General features: G+C 32.6%; 14 protein-coding genes. 6 read left to right on the forward strand and 8 right to left on the reverse strand.

Going from position 1 to position 16,259, the window contains the following annotated elements:
• The first annotated feature begins 32 nt into the window (after nucleotides 1-32).
• The 4 genes from Q1A73_RS00535 to ribB all read left to right on the forward strand — a co-directional run bounded on the left by Q1A73_RS00535 (nucleotide 33) and on the right by ribB (nucleotide 6,336).
• Nucleotides 33-2,510 carry a DNA translocase FtsK gene (locus tag Q1A73_RS00535; RefSeq protein ID WP_299600321.1) on the forward strand — a complete coding sequence of 826 codons (2,478 nt, stop codon included), beginning with the start codon at nucleotides 33-35 and terminating at the stop codon, nucleotides 2,508-2,510.
• Nucleotides 2,511-2,553: 43 nt separating this feature from the next.
• Entirely contained in the window at nucleotides 2,554-3,192 is a 639-nt protein-coding gene (locus Q1A73_RS00540) for an outer membrane lipoprotein carrier protein LolA (protein ID WP_299600323.1), read from the forward strand.
• 76 nt (nucleotides 3,193-3,268) lie between these two features.
• The gene (locus Q1A73_RS00545; protein ID WP_366141405.1) at nucleotides 3,269-5,116 is read left to right on the forward strand and encodes an LptF/LptG family permease; all 1,848 of its coding nucleotides are present in this window, start codon (nucleotides 3,269-3,271) and stop codon (nucleotides 5,114-5,116) included.
• A 68-nt stretch (nucleotides 5,117-5,184) separates the two neighbouring features.
• On the forward strand, nucleotides 5,185-6,336 hold the full coding sequence (gene ribB, locus Q1A73_RS00550; protein ID WP_299600325.1) for a 3,4-dihydroxy-2-butanone-4-phosphate synthase: 1,152 nt from the start codon (nucleotides 5,185-5,187) through the stop codon (nucleotides 6,334-6,336).
• Nucleotides 6,337-6,344: 8 nt separating this feature from the next.
• Here the strand turns inward: ribB and Q1A73_RS00555 are convergent, their stop codons facing one another.
• From Q1A73_RS00555 to Q1A73_RS00565, 3 genes are all read right to left on the reverse strand, one after another.
• On the reverse strand, nucleotides 6,345-7,535 hold the full coding sequence (locus Q1A73_RS00555) for a DegT/DnrJ/EryC1/StrS family aminotransferase (RefSeq protein WP_299600327.1): 1,191 nt from the start codon (nucleotides 7,533-7,535) through the stop codon (nucleotides 6,345-6,347).
• 85 nt (nucleotides 7,536-7,620) lie between these two features.
• Nucleotides 7,621-8,076, reverse strand: coding sequence for a thioredoxin family protein (locus Q1A73_RS00560; protein WP_299600329.1), 456 nt, complete (start codon nucleotides 8,074-8,076; stop codon nucleotides 7,621-7,623).
• Nucleotides 8,077-8,146: 70 nt separating this feature from the next.
• Complete coding sequence (locus tag Q1A73_RS00565; protein WP_299600331.1) at nucleotides 8,147-8,776, reverse strand: NAD(P)H-dependent oxidoreductase; 630 nt, start codon at nucleotides 8,774-8,776, stop codon at nucleotides 8,147-8,149.
• 90 nt (nucleotides 8,777-8,866) lie between these two features.
• Here Q1A73_RS00565 and Q1A73_RS00570 point away from each other — a divergent pair, with 90 nt between their 5' ends.
• On the forward strand, nucleotides 8,867-9,253 hold the full coding sequence (locus Q1A73_RS00570) for an acyl-CoA thioesterase (RefSeq protein WP_299600333.1): 387 nt from the start codon (nucleotides 8,867-8,869) through the stop codon (nucleotides 9,251-9,253).
• 56 nt (nucleotides 9,254-9,309) lie between these two features.
• Here the strand turns inward: Q1A73_RS00570 and Q1A73_RS00575 are convergent, their stop codons facing one another.
• Nucleotides 9,310-10,968 (reverse strand): S8/S53 family peptidase, encoded by a 1,659-nt coding sequence (locus tag Q1A73_RS00575; RefSeq protein WP_299600335.1) that lies wholly within the window; start codon nucleotides 10,966-10,968, stop codon nucleotides 9,310-9,312.
• A gap of 102 nt (nucleotides 10,969-11,070) precedes the next feature.
• Nucleotides 11,071-12,552, reverse strand: a complete 1,482-nt coding sequence (nhaC, locus tag Q1A73_RS00580; protein ID WP_299600337.1) for a Na+/H+ antiporter NhaC — start codon at nucleotides 12,550-12,552, stop codon at nucleotides 11,071-11,073.
• A gap of 1,040 nt (nucleotides 12,553-13,592) precedes the next feature.
• Here nhaC and Q1A73_RS00585 point away from each other — a divergent pair.
• Entirely contained in the window at nucleotides 13,593-14,225 is a 633-nt protein-coding gene (locus Q1A73_RS00585; RefSeq protein WP_299600339.1) for a CPBP family intramembrane glutamic endopeptidase, read from the forward strand.
• Here Q1A73_RS00585 and Q1A73_RS00590 read toward each other — a convergent pair.
• The 3 genes from Q1A73_RS00590 to Q1A73_RS00600 form a co-directional block, all read right to left on the reverse strand.
• The gene (locus Q1A73_RS00590) at nucleotides 14,222-14,794 is read right to left on the reverse strand and encodes a non-canonical purine NTP diphosphatase (RefSeq protein ID WP_299600341.1); all 573 of its coding nucleotides are present in this window, start codon (nucleotides 14,792-14,794) and stop codon (nucleotides 14,222-14,224) included. The two genes, Q1A73_RS00585 and Q1A73_RS00590, sit on opposite strands and share 4 nt — an antisense overlap.
• 132 nt (nucleotides 14,795-14,926) lie before the next feature.
• Nucleotides 14,927-15,451 carry an HAD family hydrolase gene (locus Q1A73_RS00595; protein WP_299600343.1) on the reverse strand — a complete coding sequence of 175 codons (525 nt, stop codon included), beginning with the start codon at nucleotides 15,449-15,451 and terminating at the stop codon, nucleotides 14,927-14,929.
• Nucleotides 15,435-16,199, reverse strand: a complete 765-nt coding sequence (locus Q1A73_RS00600; protein ID WP_299600346.1) for a DUF2520 domain-containing protein — start codon at nucleotides 16,197-16,199, stop codon at nucleotides 15,435-15,437. The genes Q1A73_RS00595 and Q1A73_RS00600 overlap by 17 nt, the downstream gene beginning before the upstream one ends.
• Nucleotides 16,200-16,259 lie beyond the last annotated feature (60 nt).

Genomic DNA, 16,259 nt, shown 5'->3' on the forward strand with positions numbered 1-16,259 from the left:
TATTCGTATTTTTGCGATAACATATCCGAAAAATGGCAAAAAAAAAGGCAACAACAAAAAGAAAAACCACTAAAAAAACTAAAACTCCTCTAAAAGAAAGACTTACTTTGTCTAGGCAACAAAAGGTTATTTTGGGAAGTTTTTTGTTCTTTTTAGGTATTGCATTATTCTTTTCTTTTATTTCATTTTTCTTCAATTGGAAAATAGACCAGAGTGAAATTTCTCAATTTCCTGACAGAACGGCATCAGCAAAAAATTGGCTTAGTATTTCTGGAGCAAAGGTTAGTGACTTTTTTATTTTTAGAGGTTTTGGAATATCAGCCTTAATATTACCTGTTTTAATTTCCCTAACAGGAGTTTACTTATTTTTTGATTTAAACAGGAAAAAACTAGCAGGGTTCTGGTTTTGGGGAACTTTGGTAATGCTTTGGATATCTGTAGTTTTTGGCTTTGTACAAAAAGAAAGTGGTCTATTTGCTGGAGTTATAGGTTATGAAGTAAATGATTTTATGCAGGACTATATTGGCTTTATTGGAACTGTATTGGTACTAGCGTTTTTTGCTATAGTATACATTGTAGTTCGTTTACGATACACGCCAGAAAAGATATCAGCTTCTTTAAAGAAAACTCAAAGTGAAATCACAAAAGATTATCAGGCAGCTAAAAAATTGAATGGAGCAAAAAAAGTAAAGACAGCAGAAAAACCAGTAGATGAAGAAAAAAAGGAATTATCAATTGGCGAGACGCAAGATTTATCGATAGAGAAACCTTTAGCGAATACAAATACAACTCAATCAACTCAGATCTTAGATAAAACGAATACATCTAGTAGAACAACGGTAAATGAATTTTACGGAAATCCTGAAAATCAGTCAGATGAAATTCCAGAGAAATTAATCATAAAATCTGAAGATAATCCAGAAGATATTGCCATGGAAGTAGAGGCTGTGGTAGAAGAGGAAGAGGTAGAAAATCTTAGTGCTAAGCTGGTTAAAGACTTTGGAGAGTTTGATCCAAAGTTAGAGCTGGGAAATTTTAAATTCCCAACTATAGAATTACTAAAAGATTATTCTGTGCAGAATGGAGGTATTACTATAGACCAGGGAGAATTAGAAGAAAATAAGAATCGTATTGTAGAGACCCTTAAGAACTACAAAATAGAAATAGCTCAGATCAAGGCTACTGTAGGACCTACGGTAACACTATATGAAATTGTACCAGAGGCCGGTATTCGTATTTCTAAAATCAAAAATTTAGAGGATGATATAGCACTTTCGTTAGCAGCTTTAGGAATTCGAATTATTGCACCAATACCTGGAAAAGGAACGATTGGTATAGAAGTACCTAATAAAAAATCTACCATTGTCTCTATGAGGTCGGCGATAGGTTCTTCTAAGTTTCAAGGAGCAGAAATGGAATTACCATTATCGTTGGGGAAAACAATTTCAAATGAGACTTTTGTTGTTGATTTGGCAAAAATGCCCCACTTATTAATGGCAGGAGCTACAGGACAAGGAAAATCCGTTGGACTAAATGCTATTTTAACTTCCTTACTTTATAAAAAACATCCTGCAGAAGTAAAGTTTGTTTTGGTGGATCCTAAAAAAGTAGAACTTACTTTATTTAATAAAATAGAAAGACACTATTTAGCTAAACTGCCAGATGCGGAAGAAGCTATCATCACCGATAATAATAAAGTAATTAATACACTTAATTCTTTGTGTATTGAAATGGATGCTCGATATGACTTGCTAAAAAATGCAATGGTTCGTAATATTAAGGAGTATAATGCAAAATTTAAAGCAAGAAAACTAAATCCAGAAAATGGACATAAGTTTCTGCCTTACATTGTTTTGGTTGTGGATGAGTTCGCAGATCTTATCATGACTGCAGGAAAAGAAGTAGAGACACCAATTGCCAGATTAGCACAATTAGCCAGAGCAATTGGAATACATTTGATCATCGCTACACAACGACCATCGGTAAATGTGATTACTGGTATGATTAAAGCTAATTTCCCAGCTCGAATTGCATTTAGAGTTACCTCAAAAATTGATTCTAGAACAATTTTAGATACAGGAGGAGCAGATCAATTAATTGGTAGAGGAGATATGTTATATACGCAAGGTAATGATTTGGTTAGGATACAGTGTGCCTTTGTAGATACACCAGAAGTGGAACGCATTACCGAGTATATTGGTAGTCAAAAAGCATATCCTGAAGCACATATATTGCCAGAGTATTCTGGAGAAGAAAGTGGCACAAGTCTTGATATAGATGTAAAAGATCGCGATAAGCTTTTTAATGAAGCTGCAGAAGTTATTGTCACAGCACAACAAGGTTCGGCGTCTTTATTACAAAGAAAATTAAAATTAGGATATAATAGAGCAGGAAGATTGATTGATCAATTAGAAGCTGCTGGGATTGTTGGACCATTCGAAGGAAGTAAAGCGAGACAAGTTTTAGTTACGGATTTGGTCGCTCTAAAACAATTATTAGACGCTGAGTAAAACTCAGTAATGATTTAAATTTAAACTACACAAAGATTACAGAATGATACGAAGAATATTTTTTTTAGCAATAGCAACACTTTTTATAGCCACTGCACACGCTCAAGATGCTAAAAAGCTTTTGGATGAAGTGTCGGCAAAAGTAAAAAGCTATGATAATATTGTGATTGGATTTAAGTATGCCTTAAATAATCCTGCAGAAAATGTATCTCAAGAAACTAGAGGAGATGTTACTTTATTAGGAGAGAAGTATTTATTGAATCTTATGGGTACAGAGCAAATGTATGATGGAAATAAATTGCACATCATTATTCCTGAAGATGAAGAAATTAATATTTCTTCACAAAGTCCAGAAGATGAAGCTAGTGTTACACCTTCTAAAATGCTAACGTTTTATGAAGATGGATATACTTCAAAAATGGATATTGTACAAAATGTACAAGGAAGGAAAATTCAGTTTGTGAAATTAAATCCAATAGATACTAATAGTGATCTTAAAGAGATATTATTAGGAATAGATAAACAAACAAAGCATATCTATAAATTGATTTTAATGCAAAATAATGGTACTAATATTACAATCACAGTAAATAGTTTTAAGACAAATCAACCGTTGTCGAGTACGTTATTTGTTTTTGATGAATCAAAGTATGCTAATTATTACATCAATCGTTTAGATTAATTATATATTTAGGCATTATTAGTAAATCATAAACATCCCGAAGTTATTCGGGATTATATTTTATATATACGAATAGGTGAAAATATTAGACAGATATATTCTTACAACTTTTTTAAAGACTTTTTTTCCGCTCTTTATCATTATTATGTTTATTCTTTTGTTGCAAACGATCTGGTTATTTATATCAGAATTAGCAGGGAAAGATTTAGATTTTTCGGTAATTATTAAGTTTTTAACCTACGCAACACCTAGGTTAATTCCTATGGTTTTGCCACTTACCATTTTGCTTACTTCTATTATGATCTTTGGTAATTTTGCAGAGAACTACGAGTTTGCAGCGATGAAATCATCGGGGATATCTTTGCAAAGAGCCATGAGAACATTATCTGTATTTATATTTTTTGTTGGTATTGGAGCATTTTTGTTTTCAAATACTGTGATTCCTAGTTCAGAGAGAAAATTTGTAAATCTTCGGAAGAATATAGTTAAGGTCAAACCCGCTATGGTAATTACTCCCAATCAATTTAATGATTTGGGAGATATTAATATTCGAGTCTCAGAAAAATATGGAGACAATGATCAGTTTTTAAAAGATGTGATTATCCATAAAAAAGCTGCTAGAGTTGGAAACTTTACGGTGATTAAGGCTACTGATGGTGAATTAAAAGGTAGTATAGATTCGGATTTAATTACGTTGGTTCTTAATGATGGTAATTACTATGATGAAATTCAGCAAAATTCTCCAAAGCAAAGAAAGAAATTACCTTTTGCAAAAACACATTTTGAGCAATATGTTCTAAATATAGATTTATCATCTTTGGATAATGTTGATATGGATGCCCAACAATATAGCAAGGGGTATAATATGCTTAACGTAAACGGTCTTAGAAACGAAATCGACACATTATCAATACAGGTTAATACCGAGTATAAATCTGCTGATGATGATGTGAATAGAAGAAATGGGTTTAAAGATTTGAATCGAAACTTAAAAATAGATACCTTAAAAAAAGCTACAAAGGATACACTAGATTTAATTGAAGAACGATTTAGTATAAAACAAAAATCACAAATATATAATCTTGCTTTTTCTAATGTAGATGGAGCAATTAGAAGAATCCAAACAGCTAAGAGAGCTGTAGAAGTAAAGAAAAGAGCTCTTAATAAGTATGAGATGTCATTACACGACAAATATGCATTAGGAATTTCTTGTGTACTATTGTTTTTTGTAGGTGCACCGCTTGGAGCGATTATTAGAAAAGGAGGTTTAGGACTTCCTATTGTTATTGGAGTAGTATTATTTCTTTCATATCATTTTATCGGGATATTTGCAAAGAACGGAGCAGAAGAAGGAGGAATTCCACCATTTGTGGGTTCTTGGTTGTCTACTTTTATAATTTTTCCTTTGAGTATCTTCCTTACCTATAGAGCTACAAGAGATAGAGGATTTGTAAGTTTTGATATTGTGATGCAGCCTATTCGTGATTTCTTTGCTAAAATTAGTAGTAAGTCAGAAAAAGTGAAGAGCGTTAATGATGTATCCGATAAACAGTTGGATGTAATTATCGATAACAATACAATGATTGCTGTAGAAAAATCTCGAAAGGATTTTAAAGAAAACTCTTCCATAGCATTGACAATGTTTATCTTCCTAGTACTTATAAATATCATTATTACTTTAATTTCAAAAGGAGCTGGGGATAGTAAATTGATGTTACTAACTTTTAATATACTAGGAGCTATCACCTACATTGTATTTCATATAAAAGCGTACATAAACCTTAAAAGTTTTTATTCTGGATTAAAAGGTTTCCTAAAGCAACCATCTTTAATACTCTTTCTGGTAGTTGGAATAGTTTTATTTCCATTAGCATATTTTGTATATCTAAAAAGATCGAATCGAGACCTCGATAGCGTCAGATAATTCATTGATACTTTCCATTTAAGAATTATATAAAGTACCTTTGCTTTTTAATAAAGAATCGGATTCATATGTCACAAATTACGGACACAAAAAATAAGGTTAAGCTAAATACCATCCAAGAAGCTATTGATGATATTCGCCAAGGAAAGGTGATTATTGTAGTAGATGATGAGGACAGAGAAAATGAAGGAGATTTTCTAGCTGCAGCTGAAAAAGTTACGCCCGAAATGATCAATTTTATGGCTACACATGGTAGAGGATTAATTTGTGCTCCAATAACAGAACAACGTTGTAAGGATTTGAAGCTGAATATGATGGTGGATAATAATACCGATCCTATGGAAACAGCTTTCACAATTTCTGTGGATCTTAAAGGGAATGGTGTTACTACAGGTATTTCCGCAAGCGATCGTGCTAAGACCATTCAGTCATTAATTGATTCAAATACTAAGTCTCACGAGTTAGCACGTCCTGGACATATTTTTCCTTTGAAAGCAAAAGAAGGAGGAGTACTTAGAAGAACAGGTCATACAGAAGCAGCGATTGATTTTGCAAGACTAGCAGGTTTAAAACCAGCAGGAGTAATTGTAGAAATCATGAATGAAGATGGTAGTATGGCACGTCTTCCTCAATTGGTGGAAGTAGCAAAAAAATATGACCTTAAACTAGTTTCAATAGAGGATTTAGTAGCATATCGCATGCAACACGATTCTCTTATCGAAAAGAAAGAAGATTTTGATATTGTAACACGTTTCGGGAAATATCGATTAAGAGCTTATAAGCAAACAACCAACAGTCAAATTCATATTGCATTAACAAAAGGGAGTTGGGCTGATAACGAACCTGTATTAACAAGAATAAATTCCACTTTATTTAACAACGATATTCTCGGAACTTTAACAAACAATGCGGATGAGCGTTTAGATGCGATGTTTACCACTATTAATAAAGAAGGAAAAGGGGCAGTTGTCTTTATTAATCAAGAAAGTCAATCTTTTAACCTGTTAAATAGGTTAAAAGCTTTAAACGAAGCTCAAAATGGTGATGAGGTGGTAAAAGCACCAAAAATGGCTATGGATTCCAAAGATTTTGGAATTGGAGCACAAATCTTACATGATTTAAATATTCATAAATTACGATTGATATCTAATAGCATCCAACAAAAACGAGTGGGTATGATAGGATACGGGTTAGAGATCTTAGAATACGTAAATTACTAAAAATACAACTATAAAATACTTTTTAGAGCTTCAATCATTTTTGAAGCTCTTTCTTTTACTTCTTGTTCTGTCCAACCTACTTTAATTAGACAAGAAATTGTTCTACCCATCCAAGCATCACTAGCATCAAAAGATTTATTGTTTTTTTGTAAACCTGCTAACTGTTCTTCAGAAAGCTTGTTTAATGAAGTAGGTTCTAGAAGATGTTCCCATTTTCTATAGTAATGCCAATTGTTATCATACCAATAAAAACAAACATCTACTCCATGTTCTCCAAATGCAGTATGCGCCTTTTTAGCCAGTTTTTCAGTAGGTAAAAAGATATTTAGAAAAGCATAACTTTCAACTCCTGTTTCAGGAACTCTTCTAAATGTAACTTCTGGAATATCCGATAAAGCATTCCGAAGTATGGTATAGTTTTTCTCTTGCAGTGTTAATGTACTATCCAGTTTTCTTAATTGAGCAATTCCCACTGCAGCATTAAGCTCTGAAAGTCTGTAGTTATATCCAAGAAAAGGGTGTGTTTCTGCTCCACGATTGTTTCCTACATGATCATGTCCATGATCTTGATATTTATGAGCATGATCTGCATATTGTTTGGAGTTTGTGATCAAACCACCACCTTCTCCGCAGGTTACCGTCTTTACATAATCAAAGGAAAAACATCCTAAATCTCCATAACTTCCCAGTGGTTTATTATCGTATGTTCCACCGATAGCTTGACATGCGTCTTCTAATAGAATCAAATTATGCTCATCACAAATGGTTTTTAATTTTTTCAAGTCAGCCATGGAACCACACATATGTACAGGCATAACTACCTTAGTTTTGTCTGTGATTGCAGCTTTGACGGCTTCTGGATCTAAAGTTAAAGTATCATCTATATCACATAGGATAGGAGTAGCGCCAACGGATAATATGGCTTCGAAACTTGCTACAAATGTAAAAGTAGGCATGATTACTTCATCACCAGAACCAATACCTGCAGAAGCTAAAGCTACTGTTAATGCAGCTGTTCCGCTAGATACTACTTGAGCATATTTTGATTGCATTCTTTTGGCAAGATCTTTTTCTAGTTCTAGCGCTTTATAGTGTCCATTTCTATTTCCATCAAAACCATATCGCATTAAAACTCCATTGTCTAATACATCTTGCACTTCCTTTTGTTCTTCAGTTCCAAATAGCTCAAATCCTGGCATAGGTATAGTCTTAAAATTAAAAACTCTTTTCGGCAAAAATACCGAAAAGAGTTTTGAAAATATAAAGGATATCTTATCTTTTTGACTAGTAATTATCGATAATCTTAGAAACAAAAGCAAAGTATCTACTAGGATCTCTAAGCGAAGCACTGTAAGAACCCTCTGTGTCAATTACTTTACCTTTATGATTCATCGCAATAATATTAGGAAAACCACCTTCCTTATTATAGAGTTTTACTAATTTTTTATTTGCTTTTAATTGGTTTTCCGTTAGAATATCCATTCTTCTGGGAATATCTACTTTAAGTAAAACCACGGATTGTGATTGTCTGTTAAACTTTTCGGTAGAAAAGAAGTCTTGCTCTAACATAATGCAAGGAGCACACCAATCACTACCAGTAAAATACATTAATATAGGTTTCTTGGATTCTTTTGATACTTCCTTTGCGGTTTCGAAATCGGTTAACCAGTTTAATTTTGATTCCTGACTATATGATGATATCACAAAAATGAATATTAAAAACGATATGATCTTTTTCATTTTTATAAAGTTTTAGATACAACAAAATTATAATAATTTTCATATACCAAATATCCTGCCAAGGATATGGTTATAAAACAATTACTGTTTCGTCTATCGTACGTCTTACTTTTTTTAAGGTAGCAAACATATCATCTTCAGCACGATATCCTACTGGTAAGACCAAGACAGAAGTAAGTCCTCGTTTTGATAATTCTAGAATTTCATCATACTTTTCTGGAAGAAAACCTTCCATAGGGCAGGCATCAATTTTTTCAGTTGCGCAAACTGTTAATAGATTCCCCATAGCTAAATAGGCTTGCTTAGCTGCCCAATTAGCAATTTCATCTGCCTCCTTGGTTTTAAACGAGTCTATAAGTTGTTCTCTAAAAGGTTTTAATATTTCTTCAGGAGTATTTCTTATAGCTTTTACGTGATCAAAGTATTTGGTGATATACGTTTCCCCAACTGTTTTTTCAATACAGATAACAAATACATGTGATGCATCTGCAACTTGTTGTTGATTCCACGAGTGTGCGGTAAGTTCTTTCTGTAATTCTTTATTCTTTAATACGACCAGTTTTAGAGGTTGTAATCCATAAGAGGTAGCAGTAAGATTAAATGCTTTGATAAGTATATTGACTTTTTCCTCTGCTAGTATTCTAGTATTATCAAATTTTTTTGTCGCATAGCGCCATTGTAAGCTTTCTATAATTTCCATTCTAGAATTTTAAAAATATGCTGCAAAGATACAGCTATAAGAAGTATCTTTATGGATTAAACTAATAAGAAAAAACTATATCACTATTATATGAATACTATTGAAGAATTGATTCAAAAATCTGAAACAAGAATTTTCAAAGCTGTTTTTCCAAATACAACAAATCATTATGAAACATTATTCGGAGGAACTGCGCTGCAGCTTATGGATGAGGTTTCATTTATTTGTGCTACTCGTTTTAGTAGAAAAAAAGTGGTTACCATTTCTACCGGTAAGATAGATTTTGAAAAACCAATTCCAGAAGGTACCATTATCGAATTGGTTGCTAAAGTTCAGGAGGTAGGAAGAACGAGTTGTATGGTAAAAGTCGATATATATAAAGAAGAAATGTATAGTTATGACCGAGAGATAGCAGTTTCGGGATTATTTAAGTTTGTAGCCATCGATAATGATAAAAAACCAACACCAATAGTATAGTAGGAATCAACTACCCTCGTGATCATTATACAAAAGGGTAGTTGATATTATAATGTTTATAAACCTAATCCACCAAATAGATCAAAATATTTGTATGCTTCTAAGGTGTTTACTTTTCCATATCCAAAGATTGGATTAGTTCTAAATGGGTAGTCTGATTTTTGTTTTAATGCAAGAACCAAATCAGCTCTAGGAAGTGTGGTATTTTTACCCCATACTAAAGCAGCAATTCCAGCCATTGTTGCTGTAGCTACAGAAGATCCTCCAATAGTAGTTGTGTATAATCCACCTTTTCCAGTGGCAAGCGCTTGTGTACCATTTAATTGTTCCATTACTACTGCAAAATCAACATTTTTACCTTTTACACATTTGGTACAAGCCGTATAGTTAGTTCTTATTCCTGTTACTCCATACACTACATCTCCGTTATATTCGGTCATGTTTGCTGGAAATACAATATTAGCAAGATTCGGATATTGACCAGAAACAAAGCTTCCTAGCTCTATGGTTCCTGCGGCAGAGAATATTAATTTTCCTTTTCTATACGCATATACTATTGCATCTGCAATTCTGCTTGATCTGCTTACAGAACCCATACTCATACTAATAATTCGTACATTACTAGTATTTGCTGCAGAAATAAAAGAGTTAGCTACTGCAGTAATATCTCTGGTTCCGTTTATAAATACATCACTATTAGCTCTATAGTTGTACAAGTTACATCCGTAAGCCACTCCATGAATACCATATTTCGCTCTTGGCGATGCTATTACTCCAGATAAAGCGGTTCCGTGACCACAATCATCAATTCGGTAAGAACCATTAGAACCATATTGGTCGGAAAATCTAATGATTCGATTAGAAACCAATCCTTCATTAAACATGTATTGATTTCCTTGAGAAAAACCATCAATTAGTTGTTCTTGTCTATGGCTTAATCCAGTATCCAGAATGGCAACTCCTATTCCTTTTCCGGTTCCTTTGGTGGTAATTCCACCCCAATCCCAAGTTTCCTTAATTTTATGGTACTTAAAATTCCAACCCATTTTTCCGCCTGGATGTAAGTTGATGTAATCATAATTTACTCTTAAATCATATCTTGGATTATCTTCTCCGCATCCCAAGTCTCCACTGTCTTTAGCATTATAATCTTCTGTATGACTATTATAATAAATGTCATACATAGGTTCTAGATATCTTAAATTAGGAGAGGAAAGTAATGTTTTTAGAGTTTTAAAATCTGAAATTTTAGCAGTTATACTTAATAAATTGTCTGCTTCTTCTATAATTGCTTCTTCTTTTAGTGTTTTCGTTGAAGTTTGGTTAGACTCCAATATATTAGTAATCATATTGTCTTTTATATCTACGATATCTTCATCAAGACTTTTCTTGTAATTAAACATATAGTCTCTGGTTTCATCATCATTCCATCCATCTTTTTTGTAACCAATCATAACCTCGTAATTAGAATGCACTATAGCACTCCAAAGCACTTCTTCAGTAGCCATATTCCAATCAAAAGACTTTTGTTGTTGGTCTGTAGTTTCTAAAATAAAATGATTGATTTTTTCTTTACTAAGCACTTTGTTAGAAGGCTGTTCAGTTAAAAAATCATCCTGAAGGTTTTCGTTTTCACAGGAGGCAAAAATACTTGATAAAAGTATTGAACCAATAATGCATTTAGCAATCTTTTTTTGTTGTTTTAAAAAAATCATTTTAAAGTTTTTGAGTTAATTTTTCGGGCAAAAATAGACTCAACAACCTTATGTTTTTTGGGTACATGTACTCAAAAAAAAAACGATTTTACTAGTACAAAACTAACTGTTTAATTGCTTTATCTTTATTCTAAAAGCAGCAAAAAGCAATGTAGTAAAAGGACTCAGCCAATTAAATATGGCAAAAAAGAAATAATCAACGACTGGTACTCCTAAAACACCACTTTGATATGCTCCACAAGTATTCCAAGGAACTAGTACAGAGGTTACAGTTCCTGAATCTTCGAGCGTTCTACTTAAATTTTCTGGAGCAAGTCCTTTATCTTTAAAAGCCTGCGCATACATTCTACCAGGAACCACGATCGCCAAATATTGATCAGAGGCGGTTAGGTTTAAAGCTAAACAACTAGCTACAGTACTGGCAAAAAGACCAAATACAGAATCGAATAAACTTAATAGTGCTTTGCTAATTCTTGCTAATGCTCCGATCGCATCCATAACACCTCCAAATACCATAGCACAAACAATTAACCAAATGGTACCGAGCATACCCGACATACCTCCTGCAGTAAATAAATCGTTTAATTCTTTACTAGTAGTTTCTACAGCTGTATCTACTGTCATCGCTTTCATAACGCCAATATAAGCTGAATTAAAACTCAAGGTGTCACTACCAGCGATATTCATAACGATTTCTGGTTGCGCGATAATAGCTGCTATTCCACCCAACAATGTTCCTGCTAATAAAGCAATAAGAGGTGGTGTTTTTTTGATGATTAAACCAATTACTATTATCGGTACAATAAATAACCATGGCGAAATGGTAAAAGCACTATCTATCGCTAGCAATTGTTGATCAATCTCTGGTGTTCCCGAAGTGTTTAAAGTAAAACCAATAATAATAAATACGATAAGCGTAACAATAACGGTAGGAACAGTCGTATAGGTCATATATTTTATATGAGAAAATAATTCTCCACCTGCCATTGCAGGAGCTAGGTTAGTTGTGTCGGATAAAGGAGACATTTTATCACCAAAATACGCTCCCGAGATTACAGCTCCAGCCGTCATACCTAAAGAGATTCCTAAGGTATCACCGATTCCGATTAAAGCGATTCCTACGGTTGCTGAAGTAGTCCAAGAACTTCCCGTAGCAATCGATATAATTGCACATATAACTACACAAGCTGCCAAAAATATACTAGGACTTAGAATTTGTAGACCATAATAAATCATTGTTGGTATAATACCACTAATGAGCCATGTACCAGCCAGAGATCCTACCATTAACAAAATAAGCAATGCACCTGTAGTAGATTTTACATTTCTAGCTACTTCTTCCATCATCTGTTTGTAGGATACTTTATTAAAGAAACCAACAATAGCTGCAACAGCAGCTCCTAAAAGTAAAATAAATTGATTACTACCACTTAATGCATCATCGCCGAAAGCGTAGTAAACATTGTAGAATAACATTCCTACTAAAGCAATAATTGGAATTAAAGCTTCCCAAATATTCAATTCTTTATTTTCAATAATTTCTTCGTTTTGGGGATTGGTAGGATTGATTTGCTGACTGTCCATAAATTGTATTCAAAATTTAAGAATGTAATGTTACGATATTAATATACTTTATGCAACGTAATCTTTTTGTTTCAGGATAAAAATTACTTTTCTATTCATTATCGAAATAAATTATGTTTTTTATCGATTATATTTGTTTTTTGTCGATATTTTGTTTTATATTTGAATCATCATTTCGTTGATAAATGAGTATTTAAAATACCTTTGAAATATCAAATAAGAGAATTGATTTATTAAAATATACCGAAAGAGAAAAATTGGAATTGATTGTTACGTTTTTTTGTCCCCAACAAATTTAATCCCCCCTAAAGTTAAATTTGAAAATTATAAGCCTCAGAAATGAGGCTTTTTTTTGCACATATTTCAAAGTTAAATGAGCGTAAGTCTTTTTTAAGTTTTATAGGAATAAATTGATTTTTTGATACTAAAAATTACTTTCATCGATAAAAACGGTTTTTTATCGATGTTTTAATAAATATTGATATGTAATAATCGGTTAAATATTGATGTATCATGTAAATTTGAAGTGTGAAATAATTAAAGTTTTTATTGAATTAGTTTTAATGTTACCCCATTATAAAAAGGTTCTTCAGAACCTATCGAACTACCTTTTTAGCCCCAAATTTATTTCGCCCCAATAGCCAATAAGCCTCGTACCCCATGAGGCTTTTTTTTATGCATAAACTCTTTTCATGTTTTTCTAAAGATTGGGAAACAAACTAAATGTATAGCGAATTTACTGGAAAACCGCACTTAATCGATATAAAAAAGCACTTAATCGACATTTTTAGTGTTTTTTATCGTTTATTTTCAGGTTTATATGTACTTATCCTGTATATTTGAAGTGTTGTTTAAGATTGATATAAATTAAATTTAGTTGTTAAAGTATTGTTGAATACTAATTTTAATTACCCTCAGTAATTAAATATTTTCCCAAAATTTGATTTGTTTCAAAAAAGCCTCTTGCCCAGAGGCTTTTTTATTTGTTAAAAAATAAGTTGTTTCGAATTTTATGCTGAAATTAGTATAAAATTGAAATAATGTCATCTACTTTAGCCAGAGGTTTAGAGCTACTTTTTTTATTTGTTTTGCTACCAATTAGTTTTCTATTTGATTATCATATTTTGATAAAAGTTGGAATCACGCTTGTCGGTTTCATCTATATACTTTTGCATCTTCGGAGATCAGGCCTTTTAAAGCTTAAGAAACCGAATAAACTTAATTGGAAGCCATTTTGGAAAGAAACAATCATAAAGTTAGCCATTATAATAATTGTTACAAGCCTCTATGTATTTTGGATAGCACCAGATAAACTATTTTCGGTTTTACTAAAGAAACCGGGATTATGGTTAATGATTCTATTTATTTATACGTTTTTGTCCGTATGGCCACAAGAAATTATCTATAGAACCTTTTTTTACGATAGGTACGAAGCGTTATTAAAGAACAAATGGTTATTCATATTTATTAACGCCATATTATTTTCACTAGCGCATATTTTTCTAAGAAGTTTTCTAGTGCAATTACTTACGTTTATTGGTGGTTTATTATTTGCATTTACGTATCAAAGAACAAAATCCACAACACTAGTGTCCATAGAACATGCTATCTATGGGAATTGGCTTTTTACTGTTGGCATGGGGGATATGCTTGCGTTTCCCGGAGCAGATTAATTAGTTAAAAATTCTACTAGTTGTTTGATCGCTTTTCCTCTGTGACTAATTAAATTCTTTTCGCTTAAGGTTAGCTCAGCAAAAGTTTGGTCGTAACCTTCTGGTTGAAAAATTGGGTCATACCCAAAACCATGAGCTCCTTTTTTTTCAGAAATAATACTTCCTCTACAAATACCAGTAAATGTATCCATATTTTCACCAATGACTAATGAAATTACCGTTTTAAATTGTGCTTCACGATTATCTTTATCTTTTAGATTTTCTAGCACTTTCTTCATATTGGCTTCAGCATCTTTAGATGCTCCCGCATATCTCGCAGAGTAAACACCAGGATCACCATTTAGTGCCTTTATTTCTAAACCAGTATCATCGGCAAAACAATCATATCCGTAGTTCTTTTTTACATAAGTAGCCTTTTGGATGGCATTACCTTCTATAGTATCAGAGGTTTCTGGAATTTCTTCGGTACATCCAATTTCTGAAAGTCCTATTAACGTAATATGACTTGGTAATAGTTTTTGTACCTCTTTTAATTTATTGAGATTGTTAGTAGCGAATACTAATTTCACAGCTTTAAATTTTTTAATTATCGATGGTTCAATGGTTCAGAAAAGAACGCATCATGCTATTGGCTAATTTAAAATCATAGATAGTCTTGCTTATTGAGCAGTTCTAAATATTATTAATTTCAATTCTATTGGCTAAGCTTTTGCATTGTAATTTTGGATCCATTTCCCTTGAACTTTCAGGACTTGTTCGATAACATCTCGAACGCATCCTTTTCCTCCTTTTTTAAAAGAAACGTATTTCGAAATTTCTTTAACTTCGGCTACAGCGTCCTGAGGACATGTGGGTAGTCCTACCATTTCCATAACAGGTAGGTCCGGAATATCATCACCCATATATAATACATTTTCTAACTTGATGTTTTTTCTGTTCATATACTCTTTTAGCTGCTCTATTTTATGGTGAGCACCTAAATAAATATCTGTGATTTCTAATCCTTCCAGTCTTTTTCTAACCCCTTCATTTTTTCCTCCAGAAATTATACATAAATTAAACCCTTGACGTACAGCAGCTTTTAATGCATAACCATCTTTGACGTTCATTGTTCTTAATAATTCCCCTTCTGTATTGATGATAACATTTCCATCGGTGAGAACACCATCTACATCGAAAATAAATGTAGTAATATGCTGTAAATATTCTTTATAACTTTTTTCCATATTTTATTTGTATTGCTTCTGTAAGCGCGGTATATAATTGTTTTTGAGAGTCGTTGTTTAAGAGCTTTAAATGCCTGTTAATGGTCTGTATATCATTGCGTATCGCAGGTCCTGTTTGAGCATTATCCGGATTCATTTCTGTTATTTTATTCGCAGTCTCTTGAATTAGCGGATGTAATATTTCAAACGGAACATCATTTTCTTTGCATATATCATTCCCCAAAGAAAATAGATAATTGGTGAAATTATTTACAAAAACTGCAGCAACATGTAATGTGTTTCGCTGATCAGAACTTATTTCATAAACTTTTTTTGATAGTTGAGAAGCTACATTTTTTAATAGCATAAGCTTATTTTCTTCTTCAGATTCGATACAAAATGGAATACTGGTGAAATCTACCTCTTTTGTGGCACTAAATGTTTGTAAAGGATAGAAAACACCTCTTACATTCTTATCGTTCATAAATTTCATCGGAACACTACCAGAAGTATGAACAACTAACCGATTTTGAAATGGAAGTTGATCAGAAACTTCTACAATCGCATCATCACTTATGGCTAATATATATAAATCCGCTTTTTTTAAATTCTGCAGATTATCCGTTACGAAAACATCTTCTTGGTTTTCGTGAATAGGTATTCCTTTTCGGTTATAACATTGTATGACTTTTACTAAATTTAGCGGCAAAAAGGCTTCATAAAGATGTTTAGCCACGTTTCCGGCACCAAGAAGGACTATTGTAATCATTTGGCTAAAATAAGGAAGATACTTCAAAAATTAGACAAGTTTTATAGTTCTGTTAAAAGG

It is taken from the genome of uncultured Aquimarina sp. (assembly GCF_947492115.1).
GTDB lineage: Bacteria > Bacteroidota > Bacteroidia > Flavobacteriales > Flavobacteriaceae > Aquimarina.